This window comes from Acidovorax sp. NN32 (genome assembly GCF_057597245.1).
This window is the reverse complement of record NZ_CP199679.1, coordinates 1177694-1202579: the sequence shown is the minus strand read 5'-3', so window position 1 is coordinate 1202579 and position 24886 is coordinate 1177694. Positions and strand designations below refer to the sequence as shown.

Sequence of the window (24886 nt, the reverse complement as noted above, 5' to 3'; positions counted from 1 at the left end):
TGCAGAATTTGAGAAATTCAGCCAAATTGGCATTTAGCGCTTGATGGATAAGCGCAAGCAGCTATATAAACAATAGCAAACTAGGCAGCGGGCAGCTGTGAACCCTCGGCGAACAACCAGTTGCGCTGTGCGCGAAACACGGCGTCCGGATACGGTGAACGCCCGCGGCTGCCGTTATAACGCCCCAGCGCCATGAACAGGTCGCCCCGCTCCCGGTCGATGTAGTGCCGCAAGATCACACAACCAAAGCGCAGATTGGTCTGCATGTGAAACAACTTGCCCGGGTCACCATCCCCAATCACCCGTGTCCAGAAGGGCATGACCTGCATGTAACCACGTGCGCCCACGCTGGACACCGCGTATTTGCGGAACGCACTCTCCACCTGGATCAGGCCCAGCACCAGGGACACATCCAGCCCGGCACGCTTGGATTCGTACCAGGCGGTCTGCAGGAAGTCGCGACGGACCTCCCATTCGGGCTTGCGGCGGCGCAGGCGGTCGCTCATGGCGGCGAGCCAGCGCACGTAGTGAATGCGGGCTTCGGTGGTGAAAAAATGGGGCTCTGGCGGTGCCTGGTTGGCAATGGCCGAACTGAGGGCGGTGCGCACAGAGTCCATCAGGGGCTCTTCCAGCTGCCCGCCCGCATGGGCCAGCGAGGGCGCCGCCAGCCAAGCCGCAGGTGCAGACAGAGCCGACAGCGCCGTCAGGCACACGCGCCGGGAGACACAGCCCCCATCATCGGGAGCTCTGCCCGCCGCAGAAACCAGCCGCGCCGTGTTCATACCGCCATGCGGCCCTTCACGTGGGCCAGGATGTCTGCCACCGCCACCTTGGTGGCCGCAGGGTCGCGGCGGTGCTGGTACTCGACCACACCGTCTTTGAGGCTCTTGTCGCCAATGGTCACGCGGTGGGGCACACCGATCAGTTCCCAGTCGGCAAACATGGCACCGGGGCGCTCACCCCGGTCATCCAGGATCACGTCCACACCCGCAGCCAGCAGATCGGCATAGAGCTGCTCGGCCGTGGCCTTGACGGCTTCGCTGCGGTCCATGCCCACGGGGCAGACCACCACGGTGAAAGGGGCAATCGCGTCGGGCCAGATGATGCCGCGCTCGTCGTGGTTTTGCTCGATGGCCGCAGCGGGCAAGCGCGTGACGCCAATGCCGTAGCAGCCCATTTCAAAAAATGCGGGCCTGCCGTCGTCACCAAGGAAGGTGGCGTTCATGTCCTTGCTGTATTTGGTGCCCAGGTAGAACACATGACCCACTTCAATACCGCGCTCAATCGCCAGCTCACCCTTGCCGTCGGGCGAGCGGTCGCCCGCCACCACATTGCGCAGGTCGGCCACGGCGTCGGGCTCCGGCAGGTCGCGGCCCCAGTTCACGCCGGTGATGTGGAAGTCCACCTCATTGGCGCCGCAGATCCAGTCAGCCATCAGGGCGACTTCGCGGTCGGCCACGATCTTCAAAGGCTTCTTCAGGCCGATGGGGCCCAGGTAACCGGGCTTGCAGCCGAAATGGTCTTCGATTTCGCCCACCGTGGCAAAACGGAAACCCGCCAGCCCCGGCACCTTGCCCACCTTGATCTCGTTCATGTCGTGGTCGCCGCGCAGCAGCAGCAGCCAGACCTGGGTCTTGACAATTTCGCCGGCTTCGTTGGTTTCGTCTGTAGCCAGCACGAGCGACTTGACTGTAGTGTTCAGAGGCACGCCGAGCAGTTCTGCCACATCGGCGCAAGTGCTCTTGCCAGGCGTGGCCGTTTTGGTCAACTCCTGAGTGGCTGCGCCGCGTGGGCCGGCAGGGGCCAGCGCTTCGGCTTTTTCCATGTTGGCGGCGTAGTCGCTCTGTGGGCAGTAGACGATGGCGTCTTCGCCCGTGGCAGCGATCACCTGGAACTCTTCGGAGAGGTCGCCACCGATGGCACCACTGTCGGCCGCCACGGCGCGGTAGGTCAGGCCAAAGCGGTCAAAAATGCGGCGGTAAGCCTGCGCCATGACCTGGTAGCTGGCCTTGGCCGAGGCTTGGTCACGGTCGAAGCTGTAAGCATCCTTCATGATGAACTCGCGTCCGCGCATCAGGCCGAAGCGCGGACGGCGCTCGTCGCGGAACTTGGTCTGGATCTGATAGAAGTTCTTCGGCAGCTGCTTGTAGCTCTTGAGCTCCTGGCGCGCAATGTCAGTGATCACTTCTTCGCTGGTGGGCTGCACCACGAAGTCGCGGCCGTGACGGTCCTGAATGCGCAACAGTTCAGGGCCCATCTTGTCGAAACGGCCCGTTTCATGCCACAGCTCAGCAGGCTGGACTACGGGCATGGTCAGTTCCACGGCGCCTGCACGGTTCATTTCCTCGCGCACGATGGCTTCCACCTTGCGGATCACCCGCAGCCCCATGGGCATGTAGTTATAGATGCCAGCGCCCAGCTTCTTGATCAGCCCCGCCCGCGTCATGAGTTTGTGGCTGACCACTTCGGCATCCGCCGGAGCTTCCTTGAGGGTGGAAATAAAGAATTGGGAGGCTTTCATCGGAATCGATTGCAGGCAGAACGGGGCCGTCCACTTGCTGCGCGCTAGGCGCCGTGCATAATGGACACAGTTTAAAAATTTGGGGTTTGATTATGCTTGACCGGGACGGCTTTCGGCCGAACGTCGGCATCATCCTGCTCAACCAGAAAAACCAGGTGTTCTGGGGCAAGCGTATACGCACCCACAGCTGGCAGTTTCCGCAGGGTGGCATTGACCGGGGAGAAACTCCCGAGCAAGCCATGTTCCGTGAGCTGCATGAAGAAGTGGGCTTATTGCCCAACCACGTACGCGTGGTGGCCCGCACCCGGGACTGGTTGCGCTATGAGGTGCCTGACCGGTACATCCGCCGCGATGCACGCGGACACTACAAGGGCCAGAAACAAATCTGGTATCTGCTTCAACTGGTAGGACACGACTGGGACCTGAACCTGCGTGCCACCAATCATCCGGAATTCGACGCCTGGCGCTGGAATGACTACTGGGTTCCGCTGGATGTCGTGGTCGAATTCAAGCGTGGCGTCTATGAAATGGCGCTGACGGAACTGGCCCGCTTCCTGCCTCGCCACGAGCAGCGCAACCGCTACCTGCGCAGTGGCATGCGCACGCGCGAGGGCGAACACGCGGGCACCATGTTTCGGACGGGGTCCATGCTGATCAATCCGGGCATGGAGCTTCCACCGGGGGCCAGTTTCGATCCAGATCCGCAGAACAGTGTGCCCGGAGAGCTAGACGGACTGCCTGCGGTCACCACGCCGCGTTAATTCATTGGCGAGGTGATCGCCAGTCCCATGAAAAACGCCTGCAAATCGCAGGCGTTTTTGTTGGTGGACTGATGGTGTCTTTGAGAAGCTACGTTGGCTGCTGGCTTTCGCCGTCAGCTGGCGGCCAGCACCATGTTGTCTCGATGCACCATCTCTGGCTCGGCAACGTAACCCAGAAGCTTTTCGAATTCGGTCGAAGGCTTGCGGCACAACATTCTGGCTTCGGCCGCAGCATAGTTGGCCAGGCCACGGGCAATTTCGGTGCCGGATGCGTCGCGCACGGCAATCACGTCGCCGCGCGAAAAGTCACCCTCCACAGCCGTCATACCGATAGGCAGCAGACTCTTGCCTTCATCACGCACCTTGGCCGCAGCCCCCGCGTCCACCACCACCGAGCCGCGCAATTGAAGGTGGTCGGCCATCCACTGTTTGCGGGCTTGCTTTTTTTGCGTCTGGGCCACAAGGAGCGTACCCAGCGCCTCCCCTTGAACGAGGCGAACCAGCACATCGGATTCGCGCCCCCAGGCAATGACCGTGGAGGCGCCAGAACCAGCAGCACGCTTGGCCGCGAGGATCTTGGTGATCATGCCGCCCTTGCCAATGCTGGAACCCGCACCACCGGCCATGGCCTCCAGCGCTGGGTCGCCAGCCTTGGCTTCGTGCACAAACTGCGCGGACGCATCGCGGCGCGGGTCGGCCGTGTACAGGCCCTTTTGGTCGGTGAGGATGATCAGCGCATCGGCCTCGACCAGGTTCGCCACCAAGGCGCCCAGGGTGTCGTTGTCGCCGAACTTGATTTCGTCGTTGACGACGGTGTCGTTCTCATTGATCACCGGCACCACGCCCAGGCGCAAGAGCGTCAGCAGGGTCGAGCGCGCATTCAGGTAGCGCTCGCGGTCGGCAAGGTCCGCATGGGTGAGCAACACCTGCGCGCTGCCCATGCCTTGCTCGCGCAGCTTGGTTTCGTACATCTGCGCCAACCCCATCTGCCCAACGGCAGCGGCAGCCTGCAGCTCGTGAACTTCGTTCGGCCGCGTGGTCCAGCCCAGGCGCTTCATGCCTTCGGCAATGGCGCCACTGGACACCATCACAACCTCGCGCGGCAACCCGCCATCGCCACGCACCAGAGCCGCCAGCTGACGACTCCACTCGCCAATGGCGGTTTCGTCGAGGCCACGACCCTCGTTGGTCACAAGACTGGAGCCCACCTTGACCACGATGCGGCGGGCGTCACGCAATACGCTGGAAACCATTTTTTAAGTTTTTTTGGCCGCTAGCGCTTATCTAAAAAGCGCCAATAGCTATTATTAATATAGCAAATGAGAACGCAGACTGTGACTGCAAATCAGGCTGGCGCATCCCCTGCAAAACGTGGATCAATTTCCACTGGCTCGTTCTCCACCCGCTGTTCGGACTGCACATGGCGGAAGATGGCATGGATCAGCGGCTCGCAGCCTTCACGCGTCAGGGCAGAAATCTCAAACACCGGCCCCTTCCACTTAAAGCGCTTGACGAAATCCTTCACACGGGCTTCTCGCCCTTCGGTGGGCACCATGTCCAGCTTGTTCAGCACCAGCCAGCGCGGCTTGTTGTACAACTGCTGGTCATACTTCTTGAGCTCGTTGACGATGGCTTTGGCCTGAGCCACTGGGTCCACCGCATCGTCGAAAGGCGCCAGATCCACAATGTGCAGCAGCAGGCGGGTGCGCTGCAGATGGCGCAGAAACTGGTGCCCGAGGCCCGCACCTTCCGAAGCGCCTTCGATGAGACCGGGAATATCAGCCACCACAAAACTCTGCTCCGGCCCCACGCGAACCACACCCAAGTTGGGGTGCAGCGTCGTAAAGGGGTAGTCTGCAATCTTGGGGCGGGCGTTGGACACCGCCGTGATGAAGGTGGATTTACCCGCATTGGGCATGCCCAGCAGGCCCACGTCGGCCAGCACCTTCAACTCCAGCTTCAGGTTCTTCTTCTCGCCGGGCCAGCCCGGTGTCTTCTGGCGCGGGGCCCGGTTGATAGCGCTCTTGAAGCGCATATTGCCAAAGCCGCCATCACCACCCTTTGCAATGGTGATGACCTCGCCCGGGTTCAGCAGCTCGTAGAGCACCTCGCCCGTTTCGGCGTCTGTGATGATGGTGCCGACCGGCATCTTGAGGGTGATGTCGGCACCAGCCGCACCAAACATATCCGATCCCATGCCATGCTCGCCCCGCTTGGCCTCGTGCCTGCGCGAATAGCGAAAGTCCACCAGGGTGTTCAGGTTCGGATCAGCCACGGCAAACACATGCCCACCGCGACCACCATCCCCACCGTTGGGACCGCCGAATTCCTTGTACTTTTCGTGCCGAAAAGACACGCAGCCATTGCCACCATCACCGGCGGCAATGTCAATAAAGGCTTCATCGACGAACTTCATGGGATATCCAGTTTACAAAAGGGCGCAGCGCCGGCAGCAGACTGCCTGATTCTGTCGGAACTGCGGAACGCCTTGCAGGCGCCGTCTGCCGACGACTTGAGCGCCATCGTACAGACCAAACAACAAAGCCCCGGCAAAGCGGGGCTTCGATGGCTACCGGAGGAATGAACCTCAGGCAGGAGTCACATTGACCGTGGACTTGGACAACGCACCCTTGGTACCGAACGACACGTGGCCATCCACCAGGGCGAACAAGGTGTGATCCTTGCCCACGCCGACATTGTTGCCGGGGTGGAAACGTGTGCCACGCTGGCGCACGATGATCGAGCCAGCGCTGATCAGTTCACCACCGAACGCCTTGACACCCAGCATCTTTGGCTTGGAGTCACGTCCGTTTCGCGTAGAGCCGCCGCCTTTTTTCTGTGCCATGACTAGCTCCTTCGATTAAGCAGCAATCGCACCGATTTGCAGCTCAGTGAACTGCTGGCGATGGCCTTGGCGTTTTTGATAGTGCTTGCGACGGCGCATCTTGAAGATGTGCACCTTGTCGTGCTTGCCGTGGGCCACGACAGTGGCTTTCACGGTTGCGCCGGACACCAGGGGCGTACCAACCTTCAGTTCAGCGCCGTTGCCGACAGCCAGAACCTGGTCGATCACAATTTCCTGGCCTACGTCCGCAGCAATCTGTTCTACTTTAATTTTTTCGCCGGAAGCAACGCGATACTGCTTGCCGCCGGTTTTTATGACCGCGTACATGTTGACCTCTTGATATGAGTTCTGCAGACGAATTTCCGCAGAGCCCAAGAGTATAGCGCATTGCAATACAACACACCACCCCCCGCTTTCAGCGACAGCACCGCCGCCTCGATGGTCGCAACGAAGCGCCTCCGGGGCTTCCTATAATCCGGTCTCTTTCTGTGACCACCATCTTGACTGACCACACCGCCCCCGCAGCATCCCCTCTCTTGCTCGTTGCACAAGACATGCACGAGGTCGACAAGGTCATTGGTCAGCGCCTGACGTCCAGCGTCCCTCTGGTGGCCCAGATATCGCAGTACATCATTGCCGCTGGCGGAAAACGCCTGCGACCGGCACTGCTGCTGATGGTCTGCGGCGCCCTGGGGTATCGGGGCGCACATCGGCACGGCCTCGCGGCCGTTGTGGAACTGATCCACACCGCCACACTGCTGCACGACGATGTCGTGGACGCATCCACCCTGCGCAGAGGCCGCCCCACGGCGAACGAAACCTTTGGCAACCCCGCCAGCGTGCTTGTTGGCGATTTTCTGCACACCCGCTCCTTCCAGATGATGGTCGAGGCAGGCAGCATGCGGATCATGGAAATACTCTCGGAGGCCACCAACGTAATCGCCGAGGGTGAGGTGTTGCAGCTGATGAACATGCACGACGCATCGCTCGACGAAGCGGGCTACCTGCGCGTCATTCGCTCTAAAACCGCCAAACTGTTTGAAGCCAGCGCACGCCTCGGCGCAGTACTCGCCGAGAGCTCGCCTGAAATTGAGGAAGCATGCGCAACCTACGGGCAAGCGTTGGGCACCGCTTTCCAGATCATTGACGACGTCCTCGACTATGACGGGGATGCGACTGAGATGGGGAAAAACCTGGGGGACGATCTGCGCGAAGGCAAATCCACCCTCCCCCTCATCGCCGCCATGGAGCGCGGCACCGAAATTCAGGCGCAGGTCGTGCGCCAAGCCATTGAACAAGGCTCGACCGACCAACTGGCAGACATCGTGCAAATCGTCCGCGAGACCGGCGCACTAGAAGTCACACGGGCCGCCGCCTTTGGCGAGGCCCGCCGGGCCATGGCGGCTGCAGCGCAATTACCAACCAACGCATATTCAGCAGCTTTGCTAGAATTGGCTGCACAGTTGCTTACAAGACGCAACTGATCTGCCCATTGCATCAGCTTCTGAGCGCAATCGTGGCACACGGGGTGTAGCTTAGCCTGGTAGAGCGCTACGTTCGGGACGTAGAGGCCGGAGGTTCGAATCCTCTCACCCCGACCATAAATACAAGAGCATTTTCAGCAATAGCGCCCTTTTTGTGGTGCTGTTGCCAATCTCGAATCTCTGTACAGCCTTCAGATGATCGGTGATGATAGGATGGTTTCTTTTCCACACCTAACATATTTCCGGTTACATGGCCGCTGTCGATACTGCCCCCAAAGAAGCCTCCGCAGTGGCCCTCCCCGGATTGGGCAGGGCCCTGATGTCTGCTGGCAAGCTGACCCAAAAGGCAGCAGAGGACATTTACAAAAAATCACAAACTAGCCGGACCAGCTTTATTGCCGAACTGACCGGTTCTGGCGCGGTGTCAGCTGCCGACTTGGCCCATACCGTGTCGGCTGTGTTTGGCGCACCCTTACTCGATCTGGATGCGATTGATCCGTTACGGCTTCCGAAAGAACTGCTGGACGGCAAGATATGCCAAGCATATCGGGTTGTTGTGCTCAGCAAACGGAATAATCGGCTGATTGTTGCGACTGCAGACCCTACGGACCAGGAAGCAGCTGAAAAAATAAAATTCACCACCCAGATGGGGGTGGACTGGATTATTGCGGAGTACGACAAGCTCAGCCGCCTGGTAGAAACCACCACCAAATCGGCCAGTGAGTCTTTGGAAACGCTGACGGGTGGTGGTGGTGATTTTGAATTTGACGACGCACCCATCGAAGAGGCACCAGACAACAACGACACCGGGGCTACTGATGTAGAAGATGCACCCATCGTCAAGTTCTTGCACAAAATGCTGCTGGACGCATTCAACATGCGTGCATCCGATTTGCATTTTGAACCTTATGAGCATCAATACCGCGTGAGATTTCGGATTGATGGTGAATTGCGAGAAATCGCGTCCCCACCAATAGCCATCAAGGATAAGCTTGCATCTCGCATCAAGGTGATTTCTCGCTTGGATATTTCTGAAAAGCGGGTACCGCAAGACGGACGCATGAAACTCAAGGTGGGCCCGGACAGAGTCATTGATTTCCGGGTCAGCACCCTCCCGACCTTGTTTGGGGAAAAGATTGTTATCCGTATTCTGGACCCCAGCAGCGCCAAGCTGGGTATTGATGCATTGGGCTATGAGCCCCAGGAGAAAGAGCGCCTGCTCGAAGCCATTGGGCGGCCCTATGGAATGATCTTGGTTACGGGACCCACGGGCTCCGGCAAAACCGTTTCCCTTTATACCTGCCTGAATCTTCTCAACAAGCCAGGCGTCAATATTGCCACAGCGGAAGACCCATCCGAAATCAATCTCCCAGGCGTTAACCAGGTCAATGTGAATGAAAAGGCTGGACTAACCTTTGCGGTAGCCCTCAAATCCTTTCTGCGGCAAGATCCCGACATTATCATGGTCGGCGAAATCCGTGATCTGGAAACTGCGGACATTTCCATCAAGGCAGCACAAACGGGGCATTTGGTGTTATCAACGCTTCACACCAATGATGCCCCCACCACTTTGACGCGCATGCGCAATATGGGGATCGCCCCGTTCAATATTGCTTCCAGCGTTATTCTCATCACAGCGCAGCGCTTGGCGCGCAGGTTGTGCCCCACCTGCAAAGCGCCGGCCGATATACCGCATGAATCGCTGCTCGAAGCAGGGTACAAAGAAGAAGAAATTGATGGAAGCTGGGTCACGTACCGCCCCGTAGGCTGCTCCGCTTGTAACAACGGATATAAGGGACGGGTCGGCATCTACCAAGTCATGCCGATCTCTGAGGACATCCAACGTATCATCCTGCGCGACGGGAGTGCACTAGAAATCGCCGAACAGGCGAGAGCAGAAGGCGTGCGCTCGCTCCGCGAATCCGGCCTGCACAAGGCAAGACTGGGCTTCACTTCACTGGAAGAAGTGCTTGCCGTCACCAACGAATAACGACTAGAGGGTCCAGCATGGCAACCGCTGCATCACGGGATATCAAGGATTTTGTTTTTGAATGGGAAGGCAAAGATCGCCACGGCAAGATAGTGCGGGGCGAGGTGCGTGCGTCTGGCGAGAACCAGGTGCAAGCCACGCTCCGCCGCCAGGGTGTTTTTCCCACAAAAATCAAAAAACGCCGGATGCGCTCTGGCAAGAAGATAAAGCCCAAAGACATCGCTTTGTTCACGCGCCAGCTTGCCACAATGATGAAAGCAGGCGTTCCACTTCTGCAATCGTTTGATATTGTGGGACGAGGGAATACCAACGCAAGTGTTACCAAACTACTCAATGACATCCGCTCAGATGTCGAAACAGGCACTTCCCTGAATGCTGCATTCCGCAAGCATCCCATGTATTTCGATAGCCTCTACTGCAACCTTGTGGAAGCAGGCGAAGCAGCCGGTATTTTGGAAGCCCTGTTGGACCGTTTGGCCACCTACATGGAAAAAACGGAGGCCATCAAATCAAAAATTAGATCGGCTTTGATGTATCCCATTTCCGTGATCATCGTTGCCTTTGTGGTGGTTACGATCATCATGATTTTTGTAATTCCTGCATTCAAGGAGGTTTTTTCATCGTTTGGAGCCGATTTGCCTGCCCCAACACTTTTCGTGATGGGTATTAGTGAAATTTTTGTAAAATGGTGGTGGTTGATCTTCGGTGTAATTGGTGGAGGTTTTTTCTTTTTCATGCAGGCCTGGAAAAGAAATGAGAAGATGCAGATGTTCATGGACCGCGTGCTATTGAAGATTCCAATTTTTGGGGCTTTGATCGATAAATCCTGCGTTGCGCGCTGGACGCGTACTCTGTCCACGATGTTTGCGGCAGGGGTGCCACTGGTTGAAGCTCTGGACTCCGTCGGTGGTGCTTCGGGCAATTCGGTGTATTCCATGGCAACCGAAAAAATCCAGCAGGAAGTCTCTACCGGTACCAGCCTGACCGCAGCCATGGGCAACGCAAATATTTTTCCCTCCATGGTCCTTCAGATGTGCGCCATCGGGGAAGAATCAGGTTCCATTGACCACATGCTGGGCAAGGCTGCGGATTTCTATGAGGCCGAAGTGGACGAAATGGTGGCGGGCTTGTCCAGCCTGATGGAGCCCATCATCATCGTGTTCCTGGGTACGCTGATTGGCGGCATTGTCGTCTCCATGTACCTCCCAATCTTCAAACTCGGCCAAGTTGTGTAATGGAGATGCCCGTTTGGTGGAATGCAAGTTTGGGCGGGATATTGGGACTTCTGATCGGTAGTTTTCTCAATGTGGTCATCTATCGCCTTCCCAAAATCATGGAACGCCAGTGGGCTGAGGAAATCCGGGCAGCGCAGGCGCAGAGCGCGCAAGGAGATGCCGGTGCCGCACCTCCTGAACAGGAGCGGTTCAACCTCATGGTTCCCCGTTCCCGCTGCCCATCGTGTGGGCACATGGTCCAGTGGTATGAGAACATCCCTGTTTTGAGCTACCTTTTTCTGCGTGGGCGTTGCTCCGCGTGCGAGGTGCGGATCTCGGTACGCTACCCCTTGATTGAGATGGCGACGGGGGCCCTTTTTTTCCTGTGCATCCAGCGCTGGGGGATGACGCCCACGGGGCTCGTCTGGTGCGGGTTCTCGGCAGCCTTGGTCGCCTTGGCGTTCATCGACTGGGACACGACCCTGCTCCCGGACGACATCACTTTGCCGTTGCTGTGGGCTGGACTGCTCGCTTCCGCGCTGCAGTGGATTGACGTGCCCTTGTATGCCTCCGTGCTCGGCGCGGCAGCGGGGTATCTTTCGCTCTGGCTGGTTTACTGGGGATTCAAGCTCGCCACGGGCAAGGAAGGCATGGGCTATGGGGATTTCAAGCTGTTTGCCGCATTGGGTGCCTGGTTTGGCTGGCAGGCGCTGATCCCCATCATCCTGATGTCCTCAGTCATCGGTGCCGTCATCGGTATCGGGATGAAAGTCTTCAGCAGCCTGCGTGAAGGCGGCTACATCCCTTTCGGCCCCTTCCTGGTCGGCGCTGGTTTTACCGCCATGGTGTTTGGCCCCAACGCTATCCTTAACGCTGTCTTGAACCTTCTGGGCCTATAAACGATGAATCCGCGCAGGCGCCCCTTGCGCCTTGGCTTGACCGGGGGCATTGGCAGCGGAAAGAGCACCGTGGGCGGCATGTTCGCCGCGCTGGGAGGCAGCCTGATCGATGCAGACCAGCTGGCTCGCGACGTGACAGGCCCGCAAGGAGCTGCCATGGACGCAATCAGCGCCACTTTCGGGGCAGACTTCGTGGATGCCTCCGGCGCACTGGACCGCGCGCGAATGCGTGCTCTGGTCTTCAGCCACCCCGAGGCACGCGCCCAGCTCGAAGGGATCGTGCACCCTCTGGTTACCCTGCATAGCAACGCGAAGGCCCAGCAGGCTGCGGACCAAGGCCATGCCCTGATCGTGTTTGACATCCCGTTGCTGGCGGAGTCCGGCCGGTGGGCCCGCAGGCTCGATGCTGTCGTGGTGGTGGATTGCTCTGCAGAAACGCAGATCAAGCGGGTCATGCAACGCAGCGGCCTGGCGCGAGAGGTGGTGCAAGGCATCATCGCCTCGCAGGCAAGCCGCACGGCGCGCCGCGCCGTGGCAGATGCGGTGATTGCCAACGACATGGATTGCTCGCTAGAGGACCTGCGCCTGCAGACCCAGCAAGTGGCCACGCTGTTCGGGCTATGATGCGAACGAAACCGTTTGTGCTTTCACCCCATGCCGTGCGCCACCGGCGTCAGAATACTCCCTGAGCCCCCAGGAACCCGCCAGCGTGATCCTTTACGAATATCCCTTTAACGAGCGTCTCAGAACCTATCTGCGGCTTGAGCAGTTGTTCCGCCGGTTGGGAGAACTGATTCCCCGCTCCCACGCGCTCGACCACCACTTTGCGCTGGTAACCATCTTCGAAATCATGGATGTGGCGGCACGGGCCGACCTCAAGTCGGATGTGCTCAAGGACATCGAGAAGCACAAGCACCAGCTCGATAGCTACCGTGGCAATCCCTCGATCTCCGAAGCGGCCCTTGACGCAGTCATTGCCCAGCTCGACCGTTGTTTCACAGCTCTCAACACCCAATCAGGCAAGTCCGGACACTTGCTCACCGAAAACGACTGGCTGATGAGCATCCGCAGCCGGGTGGGCATTCCCGGTGGCACCTGCGGGTTCGATTTGCCTGCGTATTACGCGTGGCAGCACCATGAACCGGGTGTGCGCCAGCAGGCCCTCGAAGAGTGGGCATCGACCCTGGCCCCGCTGGCCGAATCCATCTATGTGTTGCTCAAGCTGCTGCGCGACTCTGGCGTTCCCCAGAAGGTGGCAGCAGAGCGCGGTCAATTTCAGCAGAACCTGCCGCAGGGCCGCACATTCCAGTTGCTGCGTCTGCGCATTGACCCGGCCCTGAACCTGATTCCCGAGATCAGTGGCAACCGCCTGATCGTCTCGGTGCGGCTCATGCGCCTGGAAAGTGATGGGCGCCTGCACGCAAGCAATGAAGATGCGGCCTTCGAGCTGACCCTGTGCGCGTAAGCTGCGGCGCCGGATAGGCAGCAGGCAAGGACATTGAGAACGACGACGAGCATGGCCAACTCTACGCACACCCAACCACGAGCACGCATCGTCACCTGCCCCAGTTGTGGCGGTGACAGTGTCTACAGCCCCACCAATGTGTACCGCCCATTCTGCAGCGAGCGGTGCAAGCAGATCGACCTCGGCGCCTGGGCCAGCGAGGACTTCCGCATGCCTGCAGAGGCTCCACCCGCCGACGAACCTTATGGCGATCCTCGCCTGCAGCACTGACCTCGACTGGGAATTGCCCAGGATTTCAAACAAAATTGGGCTCTAGCGCTTACCAGTGAAGCGTTAGTAGCTATCAATTCAGCAGCAAACGAAAGTCACTCCGGCGAATGTTCCAGGCCACGCTCTTCAGCGAGCCACTGCAGCACCGGGTAGGCACCGGGCAGCACCGGTGACACCGTCAGTGGCATCTGCTGCCACTCCATGGTCTGCCCCTCGCGCATTTCGAACTCGCCCGTCCATTCCCAGACCTTGCACCAGTGCAAGCGCACCAGGGCATGTGGGTAGTCGTGTTCCGTGACTTTCCAGACACTGGCAGCGCCGATGGTCACGCCCAGCTCTTCCACCAGCTCTCTGCGCAGCGCCTGCTCCACAGTTTCGCCCGCTTCGACCTTGCCGCCCGGAAACTCCCAATATCCGGCATAAGGCTTTCCCGGCGGGCGTGTGGAGAGCAACATCGCGCCATCGGCCCGCAAGAGGATACCGACAGCCACCTCGGTGTGCTTGCGCGCCGTTGTCGCGGCCGGTGTTGCAGGCGCAGCAGCGGATTTGGCAACAGAATCAACCATCGTGGCGCCCCGCATAGTCACGCGCAAACTGGTAGGCCACGCGGCCACTGCGCGAGCCGCGCTCCAGCGCCCAGACCAGCGCCTCGGGCCGGGCCGCTGCAATCGCGGCGCCAGAGACCCCGAAGGAGGCCAGCCACTGGGCGACGATGGTCAGGTACTCCTCCTGGCTGAAGGGGTAGAAGCTCACCCACAGGCCAAACCGCTCAGACAGCGAAATCTTCTCCTCCACCACTTCACCGGGGTGCACTTCGCCATCAGCGGTGTGGGTGTACGTGAGGTTTTCAGCCATGTATTCGGGCAACAGGTGGCGCCGGTTGCTGGTGGCGTAGATCAGCACATTGGGCGTGGAGGCGGCCACCGATCCATCCAGGATCGACTTGAGCGCCTTGTAGCCTGGCTCGCCGTCTTCAAAGCTCAGGTCATCGCAAAAGATGATGAATTTCTCGGGCCGGTCAGCCACCACATCCACGATATCCGGCAGGTCGACCAGGTCCGCCTTGTCCACCTCGATCAGCCGCAGACCCTGCCCGGCGTACGCATTCAGGCAGGCCTTGATGAGCGATGACTTGCCGGTTCCACGTGCACCGGTTAGCAGCACGTTGTTGGCGGGCTTGCCCAACACAAACTGCTCGGTGTTGCGCTGGATCTTTTCCTTTTGTCCGTCGATCTCTTTGAGATCCGCCAGCTGCATCGCGGCCACATGGCGCACGGGCTCCAGGGTGCCGTGGCCACTGCTGCGCTTGCGGTAACGCCAGGCGATGGACAAAGACCAGTCCGGCGCTCCCAGGGGCTGGGGCAGCACAGACTCGATGCGGGCGATCAGTTGCTCGGCCCGCTCGATCAGATGTTCAAATTTTTGATTCATTTCGGGCCTAGCGCTTATCTATCAAGCGCCAAAAGCTATCAAAATAGGAGCATTTTTACGAACGATAGTCCGCATTGATCGTGACGTATTCGTGGCTGAAATCGCAGGTCCACACCGTGTCGGAGGCCTCGCCCCGGCCCAGCAGCACACGCACTGTGATCTCGCTTTGCTTCATCACGCGCTGGCCGTCTTCCTCGCGGTAGGCGGGGTTGCGTCCGCCCTGAATGGCTACGTGTACGTCGTCCAGGTAGAGATCGATACCGGTCTGGTCGAGGTCGTCAATGCCCGCGTAGCCCACGGCCGCGAGGATGCGGCCCAGGTTTGGGTCGCTGGCATAGAACGCGGTTTTGACCAAAGGCGAATGGGCGATGGCGTAGGCCACCTTGCGGCACTCTTCGCCGGTCTTGCCACCTTCTACCTGCACGGTGATGAACTTGGTAGCGCCTTCGCCGTCGCGCACAATGGCCTGGGCGAGCTTTTGCGATACCGCCAGCATGGCGGCCTTGAGGGCTTGGCCCTCGGCGCTTGCCAGAGACGTAATGGGCGCATGCGCGGCCTTGTTGGTCGCCACCACCACAAACGAATCGTTGGTGGAGGTGTCGCCATCGATGGTGACGCGGTTGAACGAGCCATCGGCCAGCTCGCGGGCCAGCTGCTGCATGACGACAGGGGCCACGCAGGCGTCCGTGGCCATGAAGCCGAGCATGGTGGCCATGTTGGGCCGGATCATGCCCGCGCCCTTGCTGATGCCGGTGATGGACACGGTGGCACCACCAATCTGCACTTGGGCAGAAAAGGCCTTGGGCAAGGTGTCCGTGGTCATGATGCCTTCTGCGGCGCGCGCCCAGTGGCCCGGCTGCGCGTCGGCAATGGCGGCGGGCAGGCCTGCCTCGATGCGGTCGTTGGGCAGCGGCTCCATGATCACGCCGGTGGAAAACGGCAGGATCTGCTCGGGCGCTACGCTGAGCTGGCGCGCGAGGGCAACGCACGTGGCGCGCGCACGCGCCAGGCCATCAGCGCCCGTGCCAGCGTTGGCATTGCCGGTGTTGATCAGCATGGCACGGATGGGCTGTCCGCTGGCAAGGTGATCGCGGCTGATCTGCACCGGCGCCGCGCAAAAACGGTTCTGCGTGAACACGCCCGCCACGCTGGCGCCCTCATCCAGCAGGAACACGGTGAGATCCTTGCGGTTGGCTTTGCGCACACCAGCTTCGGCAACGCCAATGCGCACTCCAGCAATCGGGTGCAGATCAGCGGCAACGGGGGCAACTAGATTGACGGGCATGGGGGTCCTTCTGAAAAACTGCGGCCGATTATCCGGAAAACTGTGGCACGCCAATGAAAACACGGGCCGAAGCCCGTGTTGTGTGGATCAGGAAATCAGGCGAGCTTGCCGTGGCACTGCTTGTACTTCTTGCCGCTGCCACAAGGGCAAGGATCGTTGCGGCCCACACGCATGCCCTCCGGCAGCGCCAAGTCCTGCGCCTGCGCATCCACCGTAGTTTCGACCTCGCCCGTTTCGGTCGGCGCGGTATAGGTCACGTTGGCAATGCTTTCGCCGCGGCTTTCCATCTCTTGTGCGGCCTGGTCCAGCTGCTCCTGCGACTGCACCTGCACAGTCATGAGGATCTTGGTGACTTCGTTCTTGACCTGGTCGATCAGCTGGCGGAACAGTTCGAAGGCCTCGCGCTTGTATTCCTGCTTGGGTTGCTTCTGCGCATAGCCACGCAGGTGAATGCCCTGGCGCAGATAGTCCAGTGCGGAGAGGTGGTCGCGCCAATTGGAGTCGAAGCTCTGCAGCAGCACCATGCGCTCGAACTGCGTGAAGTTCTCGCGCCCAACCTGCGCCACCTTGGCGTCAAACGAGGCATGGGCAGCGGCCAGCACCTTCTCCAGGATTTCATCGTCGGTGATGGCGCTGGCGCCCTGCACCACCTGCTGCAAGGCAATCGACACCTGCCATTCTTCGGCCAGCACCTTCTCCAGCGCGGCGAGGTCCCACTGCTCTTCCACCGATTCGGCGGGCACATACTGGCGCACCAGATCGGTCATGCAGTCTTCGCGCATGGCAGCGATCACGTCCGACAGGTCGGCAGCATCCAGGATGTCGTTGCGCTGCTGGTAGATCACCTTGCGCTGGTCGTTGGACACATCGTCGTATTCCAGCAGCTGTTTGCGGATGTCGAAGTTGCGGGCTTCCACCTTGCGCTGGGCCGACTCGATGCTTCGCGTCACGATGCCGGCTTCGATGGCTTCGCCATCGGGCATCTTCAGGCGGTCCATGATGGCCTTGACGCGGTCGCCCGCGAAGATGCGCATCAGGGAATCGTCCAGGCTCAGGTAGAAACGCGACGAGCCCGGGTCGCCCTGACGGCCCGAGCGGCCGCGCAGCTGGTTGTCGATGCGGCGGGACTCATGGCGCTCGGTCGCAATGATGCGCAAGCCACCCAGTTCCTTGACCTTCTCGTGATCGATCTTCCACTGCTCGCGCAACGCCGCCACCTTGGCAGCGCGCTCCGTTTCAGACAAGGACTCGTCGGCCTCGATGGCCGCCACATCCTTTTCAATGTTGCCACCCAGCACGATGTCGGTCCCGCGACCGGCCATGTTGGTCGCGATGGTGATCATGCCCGCACGGCCTGCCTGGGCCACGATGTCCGCCTCCCGTGCATGCTGCTTGGCGTTCAGCACCTGGTGCGGCAGGCCTTCCTTGTTCAGGAGCTGGTCGATGATTTCAGAGTTCTCGATCGACGTGGTGCCCACCAGAACGGGCTGGCCGCGCTCGTGGCATTCACGGATGTCCTTGATGGCGGCTTCGTACTTCTCGCGCGTGGTCTTGTAGACGCGGTCCAGCTGGTCGTCGCGGCGGCTGGGGCGGTTCGGCGGGATGACCACGGTTTCCAGGCCGTAGATTTCCTGGAACTCGTAAGCCTCGGTATCGGCCGTGCCGGTCATGCCGGCGAGCTTGTTGTACAGGCGGAAATAGTTCTGGAAGGTGATCGAAGCCAGCGTCTGGTTTTCGGCCTGGATGTTCACGCCTTCCTTGGCTTCCACGGCCTGGTGCAGGCCTTCGCTCCAGCGGCGGCCCGACATCAGGCGGCCGGTGAACTCGTCCACGATCACGATCTCACCGTTTTGCACCACATAGTGCTGGTCGCGGTGGTAGAGGTGGTTGGCACGCAGCGCGGCATACAGGTGGTGCATCAGCGTGATGTTGGCCGGGTCGTACACCGAGGCCCCCTCGGCAATCAGGCCCTGGCTGGCCAGGATGCGCTCAGCGCTCTCGTGGCCCTGTTCTGTCAGGAACACCTGGTGCGTCTTCTCGTCCAGCGTGAAGTCGCCAGGCTTGGTCACGCCTTCACCCGTGCGCGGGTCGGCTTCGCCTTCCTGGCGCACCAGCAGGGGCACCACCTTGTTCATGGCGATGTACATCGCCGTATGGTCTTCGGCCTGGCCGCTGATGATCAGCGGTGTGCGGGCTTCGTCGATCAGGATCGAGTCCACCTCATCGACGATGGCGAAGTTCAGGCCTTGCTGCACGCGGTCCTGCGCTTCGTAGACCATGTTGTCGCGCAGGTAGTCAAAGCCGTATTCGTTGTTGGTACCGTAAGTGATATCAGCTCGGTAGGCTTCCTGCTTTTGCTCGCGCGGCATGTTGGGCAGGTTGATGCCCACCGTGAGGCCCAGGAAGTTGTACAGGCGCCCCATCCACTGCGCATCGCGGTTGGCGAGGTAGTCGTTCACGGTCACCACATGCACACCCTTGCCCGACAGGGCATTGAGGTACACGGGCAAGGTGGCAGTGAGGGTCTTGCCCTCACCCGTCCGCATTTCGGAGATCTTGCCAAAATGCAATGCCATGCCACCCAGCAGCTGCACATCAAAGTGCCGCATCTTCATGATGCGCTTGGAGCCCTCGCGCACCACGGCAAAGGCTTCGGGCAGGATGTCATCCAGCGATTCGCCCTTGGCCACACGCTCCTTGAACTCCTGCGTCTTGGCCTTGAGCTGCTCGTCCGACAGCTTCTCGTAGTCGGGCTCCATCGCATTGATGCGGGTCACCGTCTTGCGGTACTGCTTGAGGAGCCGGTCATTGCGGCTGCCGAATAGTTTGGTGAGGAAGTTGGTGGCCATGCGAACAGGACCGCCTGCCCCGCTGCAAGCAGCGCGTCAAGCGACCGAAATCCCTAAGATGAATTGAGTTCAGGTGGGTCCATCACCAAGGATTGCAAGCACTGCAATCCCGGGCCGTGAACACCGGACCCGCGATTTTACCTGCCCGCTGCAAGTGTGGCCGGCTGGCCGGGCGATGCGTGCGGCTGGATCGCCGCAACCTGCGCACCCGCAGCCGTGCCGCCAGCGCTGAGAAACTTCTGTGGGTCCTGGAAAACCCCTTGCACCAGCACCTCAAAGTGAAGATGGGGACCGGTGGAACGCCCTGTGGTTCCCACTTCGGCAATCTTCTGGCCACGGCGCACGATGTCGCCCTGCTTGACCAAGGTGCGCGATGCGTGGGCGTAGCGCGTGACCAGCTGGTTGCCGTGGTCCACCTCGATCATGTTGCCGTAAGCCGGATGGTATTCCTGCGTCACGACTACACCCCCCGCAGCTGCCAGGATCGGTGTTCCGGTATCTGCCTGAAAATCCAGGCCCGTGTGCAAGGCCGACTGGCCGGTGATTGGGTCTACGCGCCAGCCAAACGCCGAGCCCGGCACCCGTCCGGTGACAGGTGCATGGGTAGGAATCATCTTCTTGCGGATGTGCTGATCAAAAAGGCGCGATTCGAGCACGGTCATCAAATCCACACGCTGGTTGGTCAGGCGCTCCAGCTCGTCAAGGGTGGATTGCAGTTCCTCCATGGAGAGATTGCGTGCACTGACCAACACCCCTCCACGACCATCGGACTTCTGGACATCGGCTGGCGCCATGCCTGCAAGGCCCAGCACGCGGTCGCCCAAGGATTCCAGCTGCACCATGCGGGCCTGCATCTCGCCAACGCGGCGGGCCATGGCATCCAGATTGGCACGCATGAAACGGTCCCGCTCGGCAAACTCGTCCTTGACGACCAGCCGTACCAATGACCCCACAATCGGCCAGCCTTCACGCGCGCCCTTGAGAAACACCCAGTGGTACAGCGTCGCAGCCACCAGCATGAGGCACAGCGACAGCAAGAGCCCTGCCAGGATCAGGCGGGTGCCCGACAAGTGAATGGCCCGGCTGCGCGCCAGCCTGGCGTCCGTGATAATCAGATGCACTACGAATTCTCCACGCCCGAAGACGCACACCATGAACCGCCGCCACTATGCCGTCACCCTGCAGCAAGCCAGCGAGGACTCTCCCACGCTGGCCAAGCTCACAGCGCTGACACGCGACTCCAGTGATCGGCTCAAGGCCATTGAAATGCTGATTCCTGCGGCGCTGCGCCCAGCGATCCAGGCCGGCCCCATTGATGGAGACTCCTGGTGCCTGCTGGTCAAAAGCAATGCCGCCGCGGCAAAAATACGCCAACTGCTGCCTGCTTTGCAGGCGCATTTGCGCAGCCGGGGGTGGGAGGTTAACGCGATTCGCCTGAAAGTTCAAACCTGACGGTCAACGCCAGGATCAGGGAATGCGGGGAGGAACAGGAGAAAACTGGTGCCGGTTGTCGGAATCGAACTGACGACCTACCGCTTACAAGGCGGGTGCTCTACCAACTGAGCTAAACCGGCGAAGGCTGCATTTTATCGTGGAAAAAGCAGCCTCAAAAAAACAAGGGGCGGTTATTTCACCCGCTTGAGCGATGGCCGAGCGCCACCCGCAGCCGGAGGTGGTCGCGGCGCGTCACCCCCTTCGTCGCCATCTTTCCTGCCGTCATCCGCAGATACCAGCTGCACCACGCGGTCCTCGGAAGTTTGCGCTCCAATTGCAGCAGAAGCATCTTCAGAAGACACCGCTTCTGCCAGCACGGGAGCGATGGCCCCGGCAGCAGCTGCACCACCAGCAAGCACATCCACCGGGGGTGGAAACGCCATACCCTGCCCGTTTTCACGGGCATAAATGGCGATCACCCGCCCCACCGGCACGAGGATCTCACGCGGCTTGCCGCCAAACCGGGCCTTGAACTCGATGAAATCGTTGCCCAGTTGCAAGGCACTCGTCGCATCAAAACTGATGTTCAGGACGATCTCACCATCCTTCACGTATTCACGCGGCACCTGCACCGAATCATCGACACGCACCGCCACATACGGCGTCAGCCCGTTGTCGGTGCACCACTCGTACAAGGCACGAATGAGGTACGGGCGTGTGGACGTGGATTCCTGTGCGGTCATGAAGGTGAAAGGCAACTGCTGTGGATAGGGAGCGGGGCAGGCCGCAAGTTACTTGCGCATGACCTTCTCGGATGGGGTCAACGCCTCGATGTACGCAGGGCGCGAGAAGATGCGTTCTGCATACTTGAGCAGCGGAGCTGCATTCTTGCTGAGGTCGATGCCATAGTAGTCGAGGCGCCACAGCAGCGGGGCAATGGCCACGTCGAGCATGGAGAAGTTGTCGCCCAGCATGTACTTGTTCTTGAGGAACACAGGAGCCAGCTGCGTCAGGCGGTCACGTATGTGCGCACGCGCCTTTTCCAGCGCCTTTTCGTTGCCCTTGGTCGCGCGCGACTCCAGGATGTTCACGTGCACGAACAGCTCCTTCTCGAAGTTGAGCAGGAACAGGCGCACACGGGCGCGGTCTACGGGGTCGCCGGGCATCAGCTGGGGATGGGGGAAGCGCTCGTCGATGTACTCGTTGATGATGTTCGACTCGTACAGGATCAGATCGCGCTCGACCAGAATGGGAACCTGGCCGTAGGGGTTCATCACGCTGATGTCTTCGGGCTTGTTGTACAGGTCCACATCGCGGATTTCAAAGTCCATGCCCTTTTCGAACAAGACAAAACGGCAGCGGTGGGAGAAGGGACAGGTCGTACCCGAGTAAAGCACCATCATGGTGGGAGGCTCCTAAAAATCAAAAGAGTGGGACGCCAAAAGCGCCCACTCTGCAAAAAAACCAAGGCACCCCGAAGGGTGCTTTCAATGGATATGACTGCTGCGCGCGTTACTTCACATCTTTCCAGAAGGCTGCGTTGAGCCTCCAGGCAATCACCGTGAACACACCCAGGAAAATCAGCACCCAGACACCCACTCGCTTGCGGGTGTTTTGCGCGGGTTCTGCCATCCACTGCATGTAGTTCACCAGGTCACCCACGGTCTGGTCGTACTGCAGCGGGGTCATCAGACCAGGCCTGACCTGCTCCCAACCCTTGAAAACCTGGGTCTTGTGACCATGGCTTTCGTGCTCTTCAAACACTGGGCGGCGATCACCCTGCAGCTCCCACAACACGTGGGGCATGCCCACGTTGGGGAACACGAGGTTGTTCCAGCCGGTCGGCTTGGTTTCGTCGCGGTAGTAAGTACGCAGGTAGGTGTACAGGTAATCCGCACCCGAACCACCCGCGCCAGCACGCGAACGGGCGATCACGGTCAGATCGGGGGGATTGGCACCAAACCAGGCCTTGGCCTGCTTGGGATCAATCGCCGCCTTCATGGTTTCGCCGACCTTGTCCGTAGTGAACAGCAGATTGTCCTTGACCTGCTGATCGGTCAAACCGATGTCTTTCAGGCGATTGAACCGCATGAACGCTGCAGAGTGGCAATTCAGGCAATAGTTGACGAAAACCTTGGCGCCATTTTGCAGCGAGGCCAGATCGTTCGTCTTGACGGGGGCCTTGTCCAGCGGAATGCCACCGCCTGCAGCCAGTGCAGAGCCAGCAGCCAGACCCAGGGCGGCCACCAACGTGAGGATGATTTTCTTCATTGTTGTTATCTCCTGGGGCTCAGTGCGCCACAAAGGTCACGCGGTCGGGCACGGCCTTGGCCTCGCCAATACGGCTCCACCAGGGCATCAGCAGGAAGAACCCAAAGTAGAACAGCGTACCCACCTGCGACACACGTTCGCCAATGGGCGAAGGGGGTTGCACACCCAGGTAGCCCAGGATCAGGAAGATGATCACGAACACGCCATACAGGTATTTGTGCCAGTCGGGACGGTAGCGGATCGACTTCACCGGGCTGTGGTCCAGCCAGGGCAGGAAGAACAGGATGATCACGGCACCACCCATCACCACCACACCCCAGAACTTGGCGTCGATCGACAGCATCAGCACCACCGCCACGACGGCGGCACCGGCGATGCCGGCCTTGATGAAACTTGGCAACTTGGCCTTGAACACACCAAAGGCAGCACCCGCCAGCACACACAGCACCAGAACGTACATCATCTCGGTCGTAATGGCACGCAGCATCGAGTAGAACGGTGTGAAGTACCAAACCGGCGCGATGTGCAACGGCGTCACCAGCGGATCGGCCGGGATGAAGTTGTTGTACTCCAGGAAGTAGCCACCAAACTCAGGCGCAAAGAACACCACGGCCGTGAACGCCATCAGGAACATGCTCAGCGCGAAGATGTCGTGCACCGTGTAGTAGGGGTGGAAAGGCACGCCATCGAGCGGCTTGCCATTGGCATCCTTGGGCGCCTTGGGGCCCTTGATTTCCACGCCGTCAGGATTGTTGGAACCCACGTCGTGCAACGCCAGCAAGTGGGCCACCACCAAGCCGAGCAGCACCAGCGGGACAGCGATCACATGGAAGCTGAAGAAGCGGTTCAGCGTGGCATCACCCACCACGAAGTCGCCACGGATCAGCAAGGCCAGATCAGGACCGATAAAGGGAATGGCAGCGAACAGGTTCACGATCACCTGGGCGCCCCAGTACGACATCTGGCCCCAGGGCAGCAGATAGCCCATGAAGGCCTCGGCCATTAGGCACAGGAAGATGGCGCAGCCGAAGATCCAGACCAGTTCGCGCGGCTTGCGGTAGCTGCCGTAGATGAGGCCACGGAACATGTGGAGGTACACCACCACAAAGAACGCTGAGGCGCCTGTGGAGTGCATGTAGCGGATCAGCCAGCCCCAGGGCACATCGCGCATGATGTACTCGACCGAAGCAAACGCCAGGCTGGCGTCGGGCTTGTAGTGCATGACCAGGAAGATGCCGGTCACGATCTGAATCACCAGCACAACAAGGGCCAGCGAGCCGAAGATGTACCAGAAGTTGAAGTTCTTCGGAGCGTAGTACTCCGACATGTGCACCTTGTAGGCGTCAAAAGCGGTCGGGAAGCGGTTCTCGAACCAGTTCGTGACCTTGGCACCTGCCGAGGCGTTGGGGGAGATTTCCTTGAATTCAGCCATGTCGATTTACCTCAGGCCTTCTTGTCTTCGCCGATCAACAGCAGCGTGTCGGACAGGTACATGTGCGGCGGCACTTCCAGGTTGTCAGGCGCCGGCTTGTTTTTGAAGACCCGGCCAGCCACGTCGAACGTGGAGCCGTGGCAGGCGCACAGGAAGCCACCGTGCCAGTCGTCTGGCAGCGAGGGCTGTGGGCCGGTCTGGAACTTGTCTCCGGGCGAGCAACCCAGGTGGGTGCAGATGCCCACGCCCACAAACACTTCCGGCTTGATCGAACGGTGCTGGTTCTTGGCGTACTCGGGGGTGGGGTACGTCTTGCGATCCGACTTGGGATCGGCCAGCTGCGATTCCGTCTGAGCGAGAGACTCCAGCTGCTGGGGAGTGCGCTTCAGGATCCACACAGGCTTGCCACGCCATTCAACGGTCAGCTTTTCGCCGGGCTGAAGGGCGGAGATGTCCACCTCTACAGCGGCACCGGCCGCTCTGGCTTTTTCCGAAGGCTGAAAACTACTGACGAAAGGCACTGCAACTGCCACTCCGCCAGCGGCACCGGCACATCCGGACGCAATCAGCCACGTCCTTTTACTGGTGTCGACTGGTGTGTCACTCATGGGGATCCTCGGTAAACATCGCTATTGTTGGGTCAACCGCGAATTGTAGCGGAGTGAAAATGGTTATTTCAAAGTGGGTGACTGTCTTGACAGGGCACCGCGCCGGGCAATACTCCGGCATCACCAT

The 24886-nt window shown here is 60.0% G+C and carries 26 protein-coding genes and 2 tRNA genes; 11 read left to right on the top strand and 17 right to left on the bottom strand.

The window, feature by feature from the left end; genetic code table 11:
• Positions 1-80: 80 nt before the first annotated feature.
• Both ACT89O_RS05580 and ACT89O_RS05575 read right to left on the bottom strand, forming a co-directional pair.
• Entirely contained in the window at positions 81-782 is a 702-nt protein-coding gene (locus ACT89O_RS05580) for a lytic transglycosylase domain-containing protein (protein WP_306553531.1), read from the bottom strand.
• Positions 779-2521: a proline--tRNA ligase gene (locus ACT89O_RS05575; protein ID WP_487262051.1), complete on the bottom strand. Its 1743-nt coding sequence runs from the start codon at positions 2519-2521 to the stop codon at positions 779-781. The genes ACT89O_RS05580 and ACT89O_RS05575 overlap by 4 nt, the downstream gene beginning before the upstream one ends.
• 92 nt (positions 2522-2613) lie before the next feature.
• Here ACT89O_RS05575 and ACT89O_RS05570 point away from each other — a divergent pair, with 92 nt between their 5' ends.
• Positions 2614-3282 carry an RNA pyrophosphohydrolase gene (locus ACT89O_RS05570; protein WP_055399169.1) on the top strand — a complete coding sequence of 223 codons (669 nt, stop codon included), beginning with the start codon at positions 2614-2616 and terminating at the stop codon, positions 3280-3282.
• 113 nt (positions 3283-3395) lie between these two features.
• Here the strand turns inward: ACT89O_RS05570 and proB are convergent, their stop codons facing one another.
• Both proB and cgtA read right to left on the bottom strand, forming a co-directional pair.
• Positions 3396-4535: a glutamate 5-kinase gene (proB, locus tag ACT89O_RS05565; protein WP_121507427.1), complete on the bottom strand. Its 1140-nt coding sequence runs from the start codon at positions 4533-4535 to the stop codon at positions 3396-3398.
• Positions 4536-4627: 92 nt separating this feature from the next.
• Positions 4628-5638, bottom strand: coding sequence for an Obg family GTPase CgtA (gene cgtA, locus ACT89O_RS05560; protein WP_487255756.1), 1011 nt, complete (start codon positions 5636-5638; stop codon positions 4628-4630).
• Between cgtA and ACT89O_RS05555 the strand changes: the two genes are divergently transcribed.
• Positions 5567-5866: a hypothetical protein gene (locus ACT89O_RS05555; protein WP_233559615.1), complete on the top strand. Its 300-nt coding sequence runs from the start codon at positions 5567-5569 to the stop codon at positions 5864-5866. The genes cgtA and ACT89O_RS05555 overlap by 72 nt on opposite strands.
• Positions 5867-5869: 3 nt before the next feature.
• Here ACT89O_RS05555 and rpmA read toward each other — a convergent pair whose 3' ends face one another.
• Positions 5870-6127: a 50S ribosomal protein L27 gene (gene rpmA / locus ACT89O_RS05550; RefSeq protein ID WP_008905145.1), complete on the bottom strand. Its 258-nt coding sequence runs from the start codon at positions 6125-6127 to the stop codon at positions 5870-5872.
• A gap of 15 nt (positions 6128-6142) precedes the next feature.
• Positions 6143-6454 (bottom strand): 50S ribosomal protein L21, encoded by a 312-nt coding sequence (gene rplU / locus ACT89O_RS05545; RefSeq protein ID WP_005794184.1) that lies wholly within the window; start codon positions 6452-6454, stop codon positions 6143-6145.
• Positions 6455-6681: 227 nt separating this feature from the next.
• Between rplU and ACT89O_RS05540 the strand changes: the two genes are divergently transcribed.
• From ACT89O_RS05540 to ACT89O_RS05505, 8 genes are all read left to right on the top strand, one after another.
• Complete coding sequence (locus ACT89O_RS05540; protein WP_487262050.1) at positions 6682-7611, top strand: polyprenyl synthetase family protein; 930 nt, start codon at positions 6682-6684, stop codon at positions 7609-7611.
• A 40-nt stretch (positions 7612-7651) separates the two neighbouring features.
• Positions 7652-7728: transfer RNA gene (locus ACT89O_RS05535), tRNA-Pro, on the top strand.
• A 133-nt stretch (positions 7729-7861) separates the two neighbouring features.
• Positions 7862-9601: a type IV-A pilus assembly ATPase PilB gene (gene pilB, locus ACT89O_RS05530; protein WP_218298705.1), complete on the top strand. Its 1740-nt coding sequence runs from the start codon at positions 7862-7864 to the stop codon at positions 9599-9601.
• A gap of 17 nt (positions 9602-9618) precedes the next feature.
• Complete coding sequence (locus ACT89O_RS05525; protein WP_121507430.1) at positions 9619-10836, top strand: type II secretion system F family protein; 1218 nt, start codon at positions 9619-9621, stop codon at positions 10834-10836.
• Positions 10836-11714, top strand: coding sequence for a prepilin peptidase (locus tag ACT89O_RS05520; protein ID WP_487262049.1), 879 nt, complete (start codon positions 10836-10838; stop codon positions 11712-11714). Before ACT89O_RS05525 ends, ACT89O_RS05520 begins: the two co-directional genes overlap by 1 nt.
• A gap of 3 nt (positions 11715-11717) precedes the next feature.
• Positions 11718-12338 (top strand): dephospho-CoA kinase, encoded by a 621-nt coding sequence (coaE, locus tag ACT89O_RS05515; RefSeq protein WP_487262048.1) that lies wholly within the window; start codon positions 11718-11720, stop codon positions 12336-12338.
• 85 nt (positions 12339-12423) lie between these two features.
• Complete coding sequence (gene zapD, locus ACT89O_RS05510) at positions 12424-13179, top strand: cell division protein ZapD (protein WP_055399185.1); 756 nt, start codon at positions 12424-12426, stop codon at positions 13177-13179.
• Between the two features lie 51 nt (positions 13180-13230).
• Complete coding sequence (locus tag ACT89O_RS05505; RefSeq protein ID WP_218298708.1) at positions 13231-13449, top strand: DNA gyrase inhibitor YacG; 219 nt, start codon at positions 13231-13233, stop codon at positions 13447-13449.
• Positions 13450-13544: 95 nt separating this feature from the next.
• Here the strand turns inward: ACT89O_RS05505 and ACT89O_RS05500 are convergent, their stop codons facing one another.
• The 5 genes from ACT89O_RS05500 to ACT89O_RS05480 form a co-directional block, all read right to left on the bottom strand.
• Complete coding sequence (locus ACT89O_RS05500; RefSeq protein ID WP_487262047.1) at positions 13545-14015, bottom strand: NUDIX domain-containing protein; 471 nt, start codon at positions 14013-14015, stop codon at positions 13545-13547.
• On the bottom strand, positions 14008-14880 hold the full coding sequence (locus tag ACT89O_RS05495) for an ATP-binding protein (protein WP_426306582.1): 873 nt from the start codon (positions 14878-14880) through the stop codon (positions 14008-14010). The genes ACT89O_RS05500 and ACT89O_RS05495 overlap by 8 nt, the downstream gene beginning before the upstream one ends.
• 55 nt (positions 14881-14935) lie before the next feature.
• Positions 14936-16165, bottom strand: coding sequence for a bifunctional glutamate N-acetyltransferase/amino-acid acetyltransferase ArgJ (gene argJ / locus ACT89O_RS05490; RefSeq protein WP_487262046.1), 1230 nt, complete (start codon positions 16163-16165; stop codon positions 14936-14938).
• A gap of 95 nt (positions 16166-16260) precedes the next feature.
• On the bottom strand, positions 16261-19014 hold the full coding sequence (gene secA / locus ACT89O_RS05485; RefSeq protein WP_218298712.1) for a preprotein translocase subunit SecA: 2754 nt from the start codon (positions 19012-19014) through the stop codon (positions 16261-16263).
• Between the two features lie 137 nt (positions 19015-19151).
• A complete protein-coding gene (locus ACT89O_RS05480; RefSeq protein ID WP_487262045.1) occupies positions 19152-20135 on the bottom strand; it encodes a M23 family metallopeptidase in 984 nt (327 codons plus the stop codon).
• Positions 20136-20166: 31 nt separating this feature from the next.
• Here ACT89O_RS05480 and ACT89O_RS05475 point away from each other — a divergent pair, with 31 nt between their 5' ends.
• Positions 20167-20466 (top strand): hypothetical protein, encoded by a 300-nt coding sequence (locus tag ACT89O_RS05475; protein ID WP_055399197.1) that lies wholly within the window; start codon positions 20167-20169, stop codon positions 20464-20466.
• A 46-nt stretch (positions 20467-20512) separates the two neighbouring features.
• On the opposite strand, the gene ACT89O_RS05470 is transcribed toward ACT89O_RS05475, so the two are convergent.
• The 6 genes from ACT89O_RS05470 to petA form a co-directional block, all read right to left on the bottom strand.
• Positions 20513-20588 (bottom strand) — tRNA-Thr (locus tag ACT89O_RS05470).
• A gap of 51 nt (positions 20589-20639) precedes the next feature.
• Positions 20640-21191: a ClpXP protease specificity-enhancing factor gene (locus ACT89O_RS05465; protein WP_487262044.1), complete on the bottom strand. Its 552-nt coding sequence runs from the start codon at positions 21189-21191 to the stop codon at positions 20640-20642.
• A gap of 48 nt (positions 21192-21239) precedes the next feature.
• On the bottom strand, positions 21240-21851 hold the full coding sequence (locus ACT89O_RS05460) for a glutathione S-transferase N-terminal domain-containing protein (protein ID WP_007854512.1): 612 nt from the start codon (positions 21849-21851) through the stop codon (positions 21240-21242).
• Positions 21852-21960: 109 nt separating this feature from the next.
• Positions 21961-22719 carry a cytochrome c1 gene (locus ACT89O_RS05455; protein WP_055399199.1) on the bottom strand — a complete coding sequence of 253 codons (759 nt, stop codon included), beginning with the start codon at positions 22717-22719 and terminating at the stop codon, positions 21961-21963.
• A 19-nt stretch (positions 22720-22738) separates the two neighbouring features.
• Positions 22739-24151 (bottom strand): cytochrome b, encoded by a 1413-nt coding sequence (locus tag ACT89O_RS05450; RefSeq protein WP_121422443.1) that lies wholly within the window; start codon positions 24149-24151, stop codon positions 22739-22741.
• Positions 24152-24162: 11 nt separating this feature from the next.
• On the bottom strand, positions 24163-24759 hold the full coding sequence (gene petA / locus ACT89O_RS05445; RefSeq protein ID WP_055399203.1) for a ubiquinol-cytochrome c reductase iron-sulfur subunit: 597 nt from the start codon (positions 24757-24759) through the stop codon (positions 24163-24165).
• Positions 24760-24886: the final 127 nt, after the last annotated feature.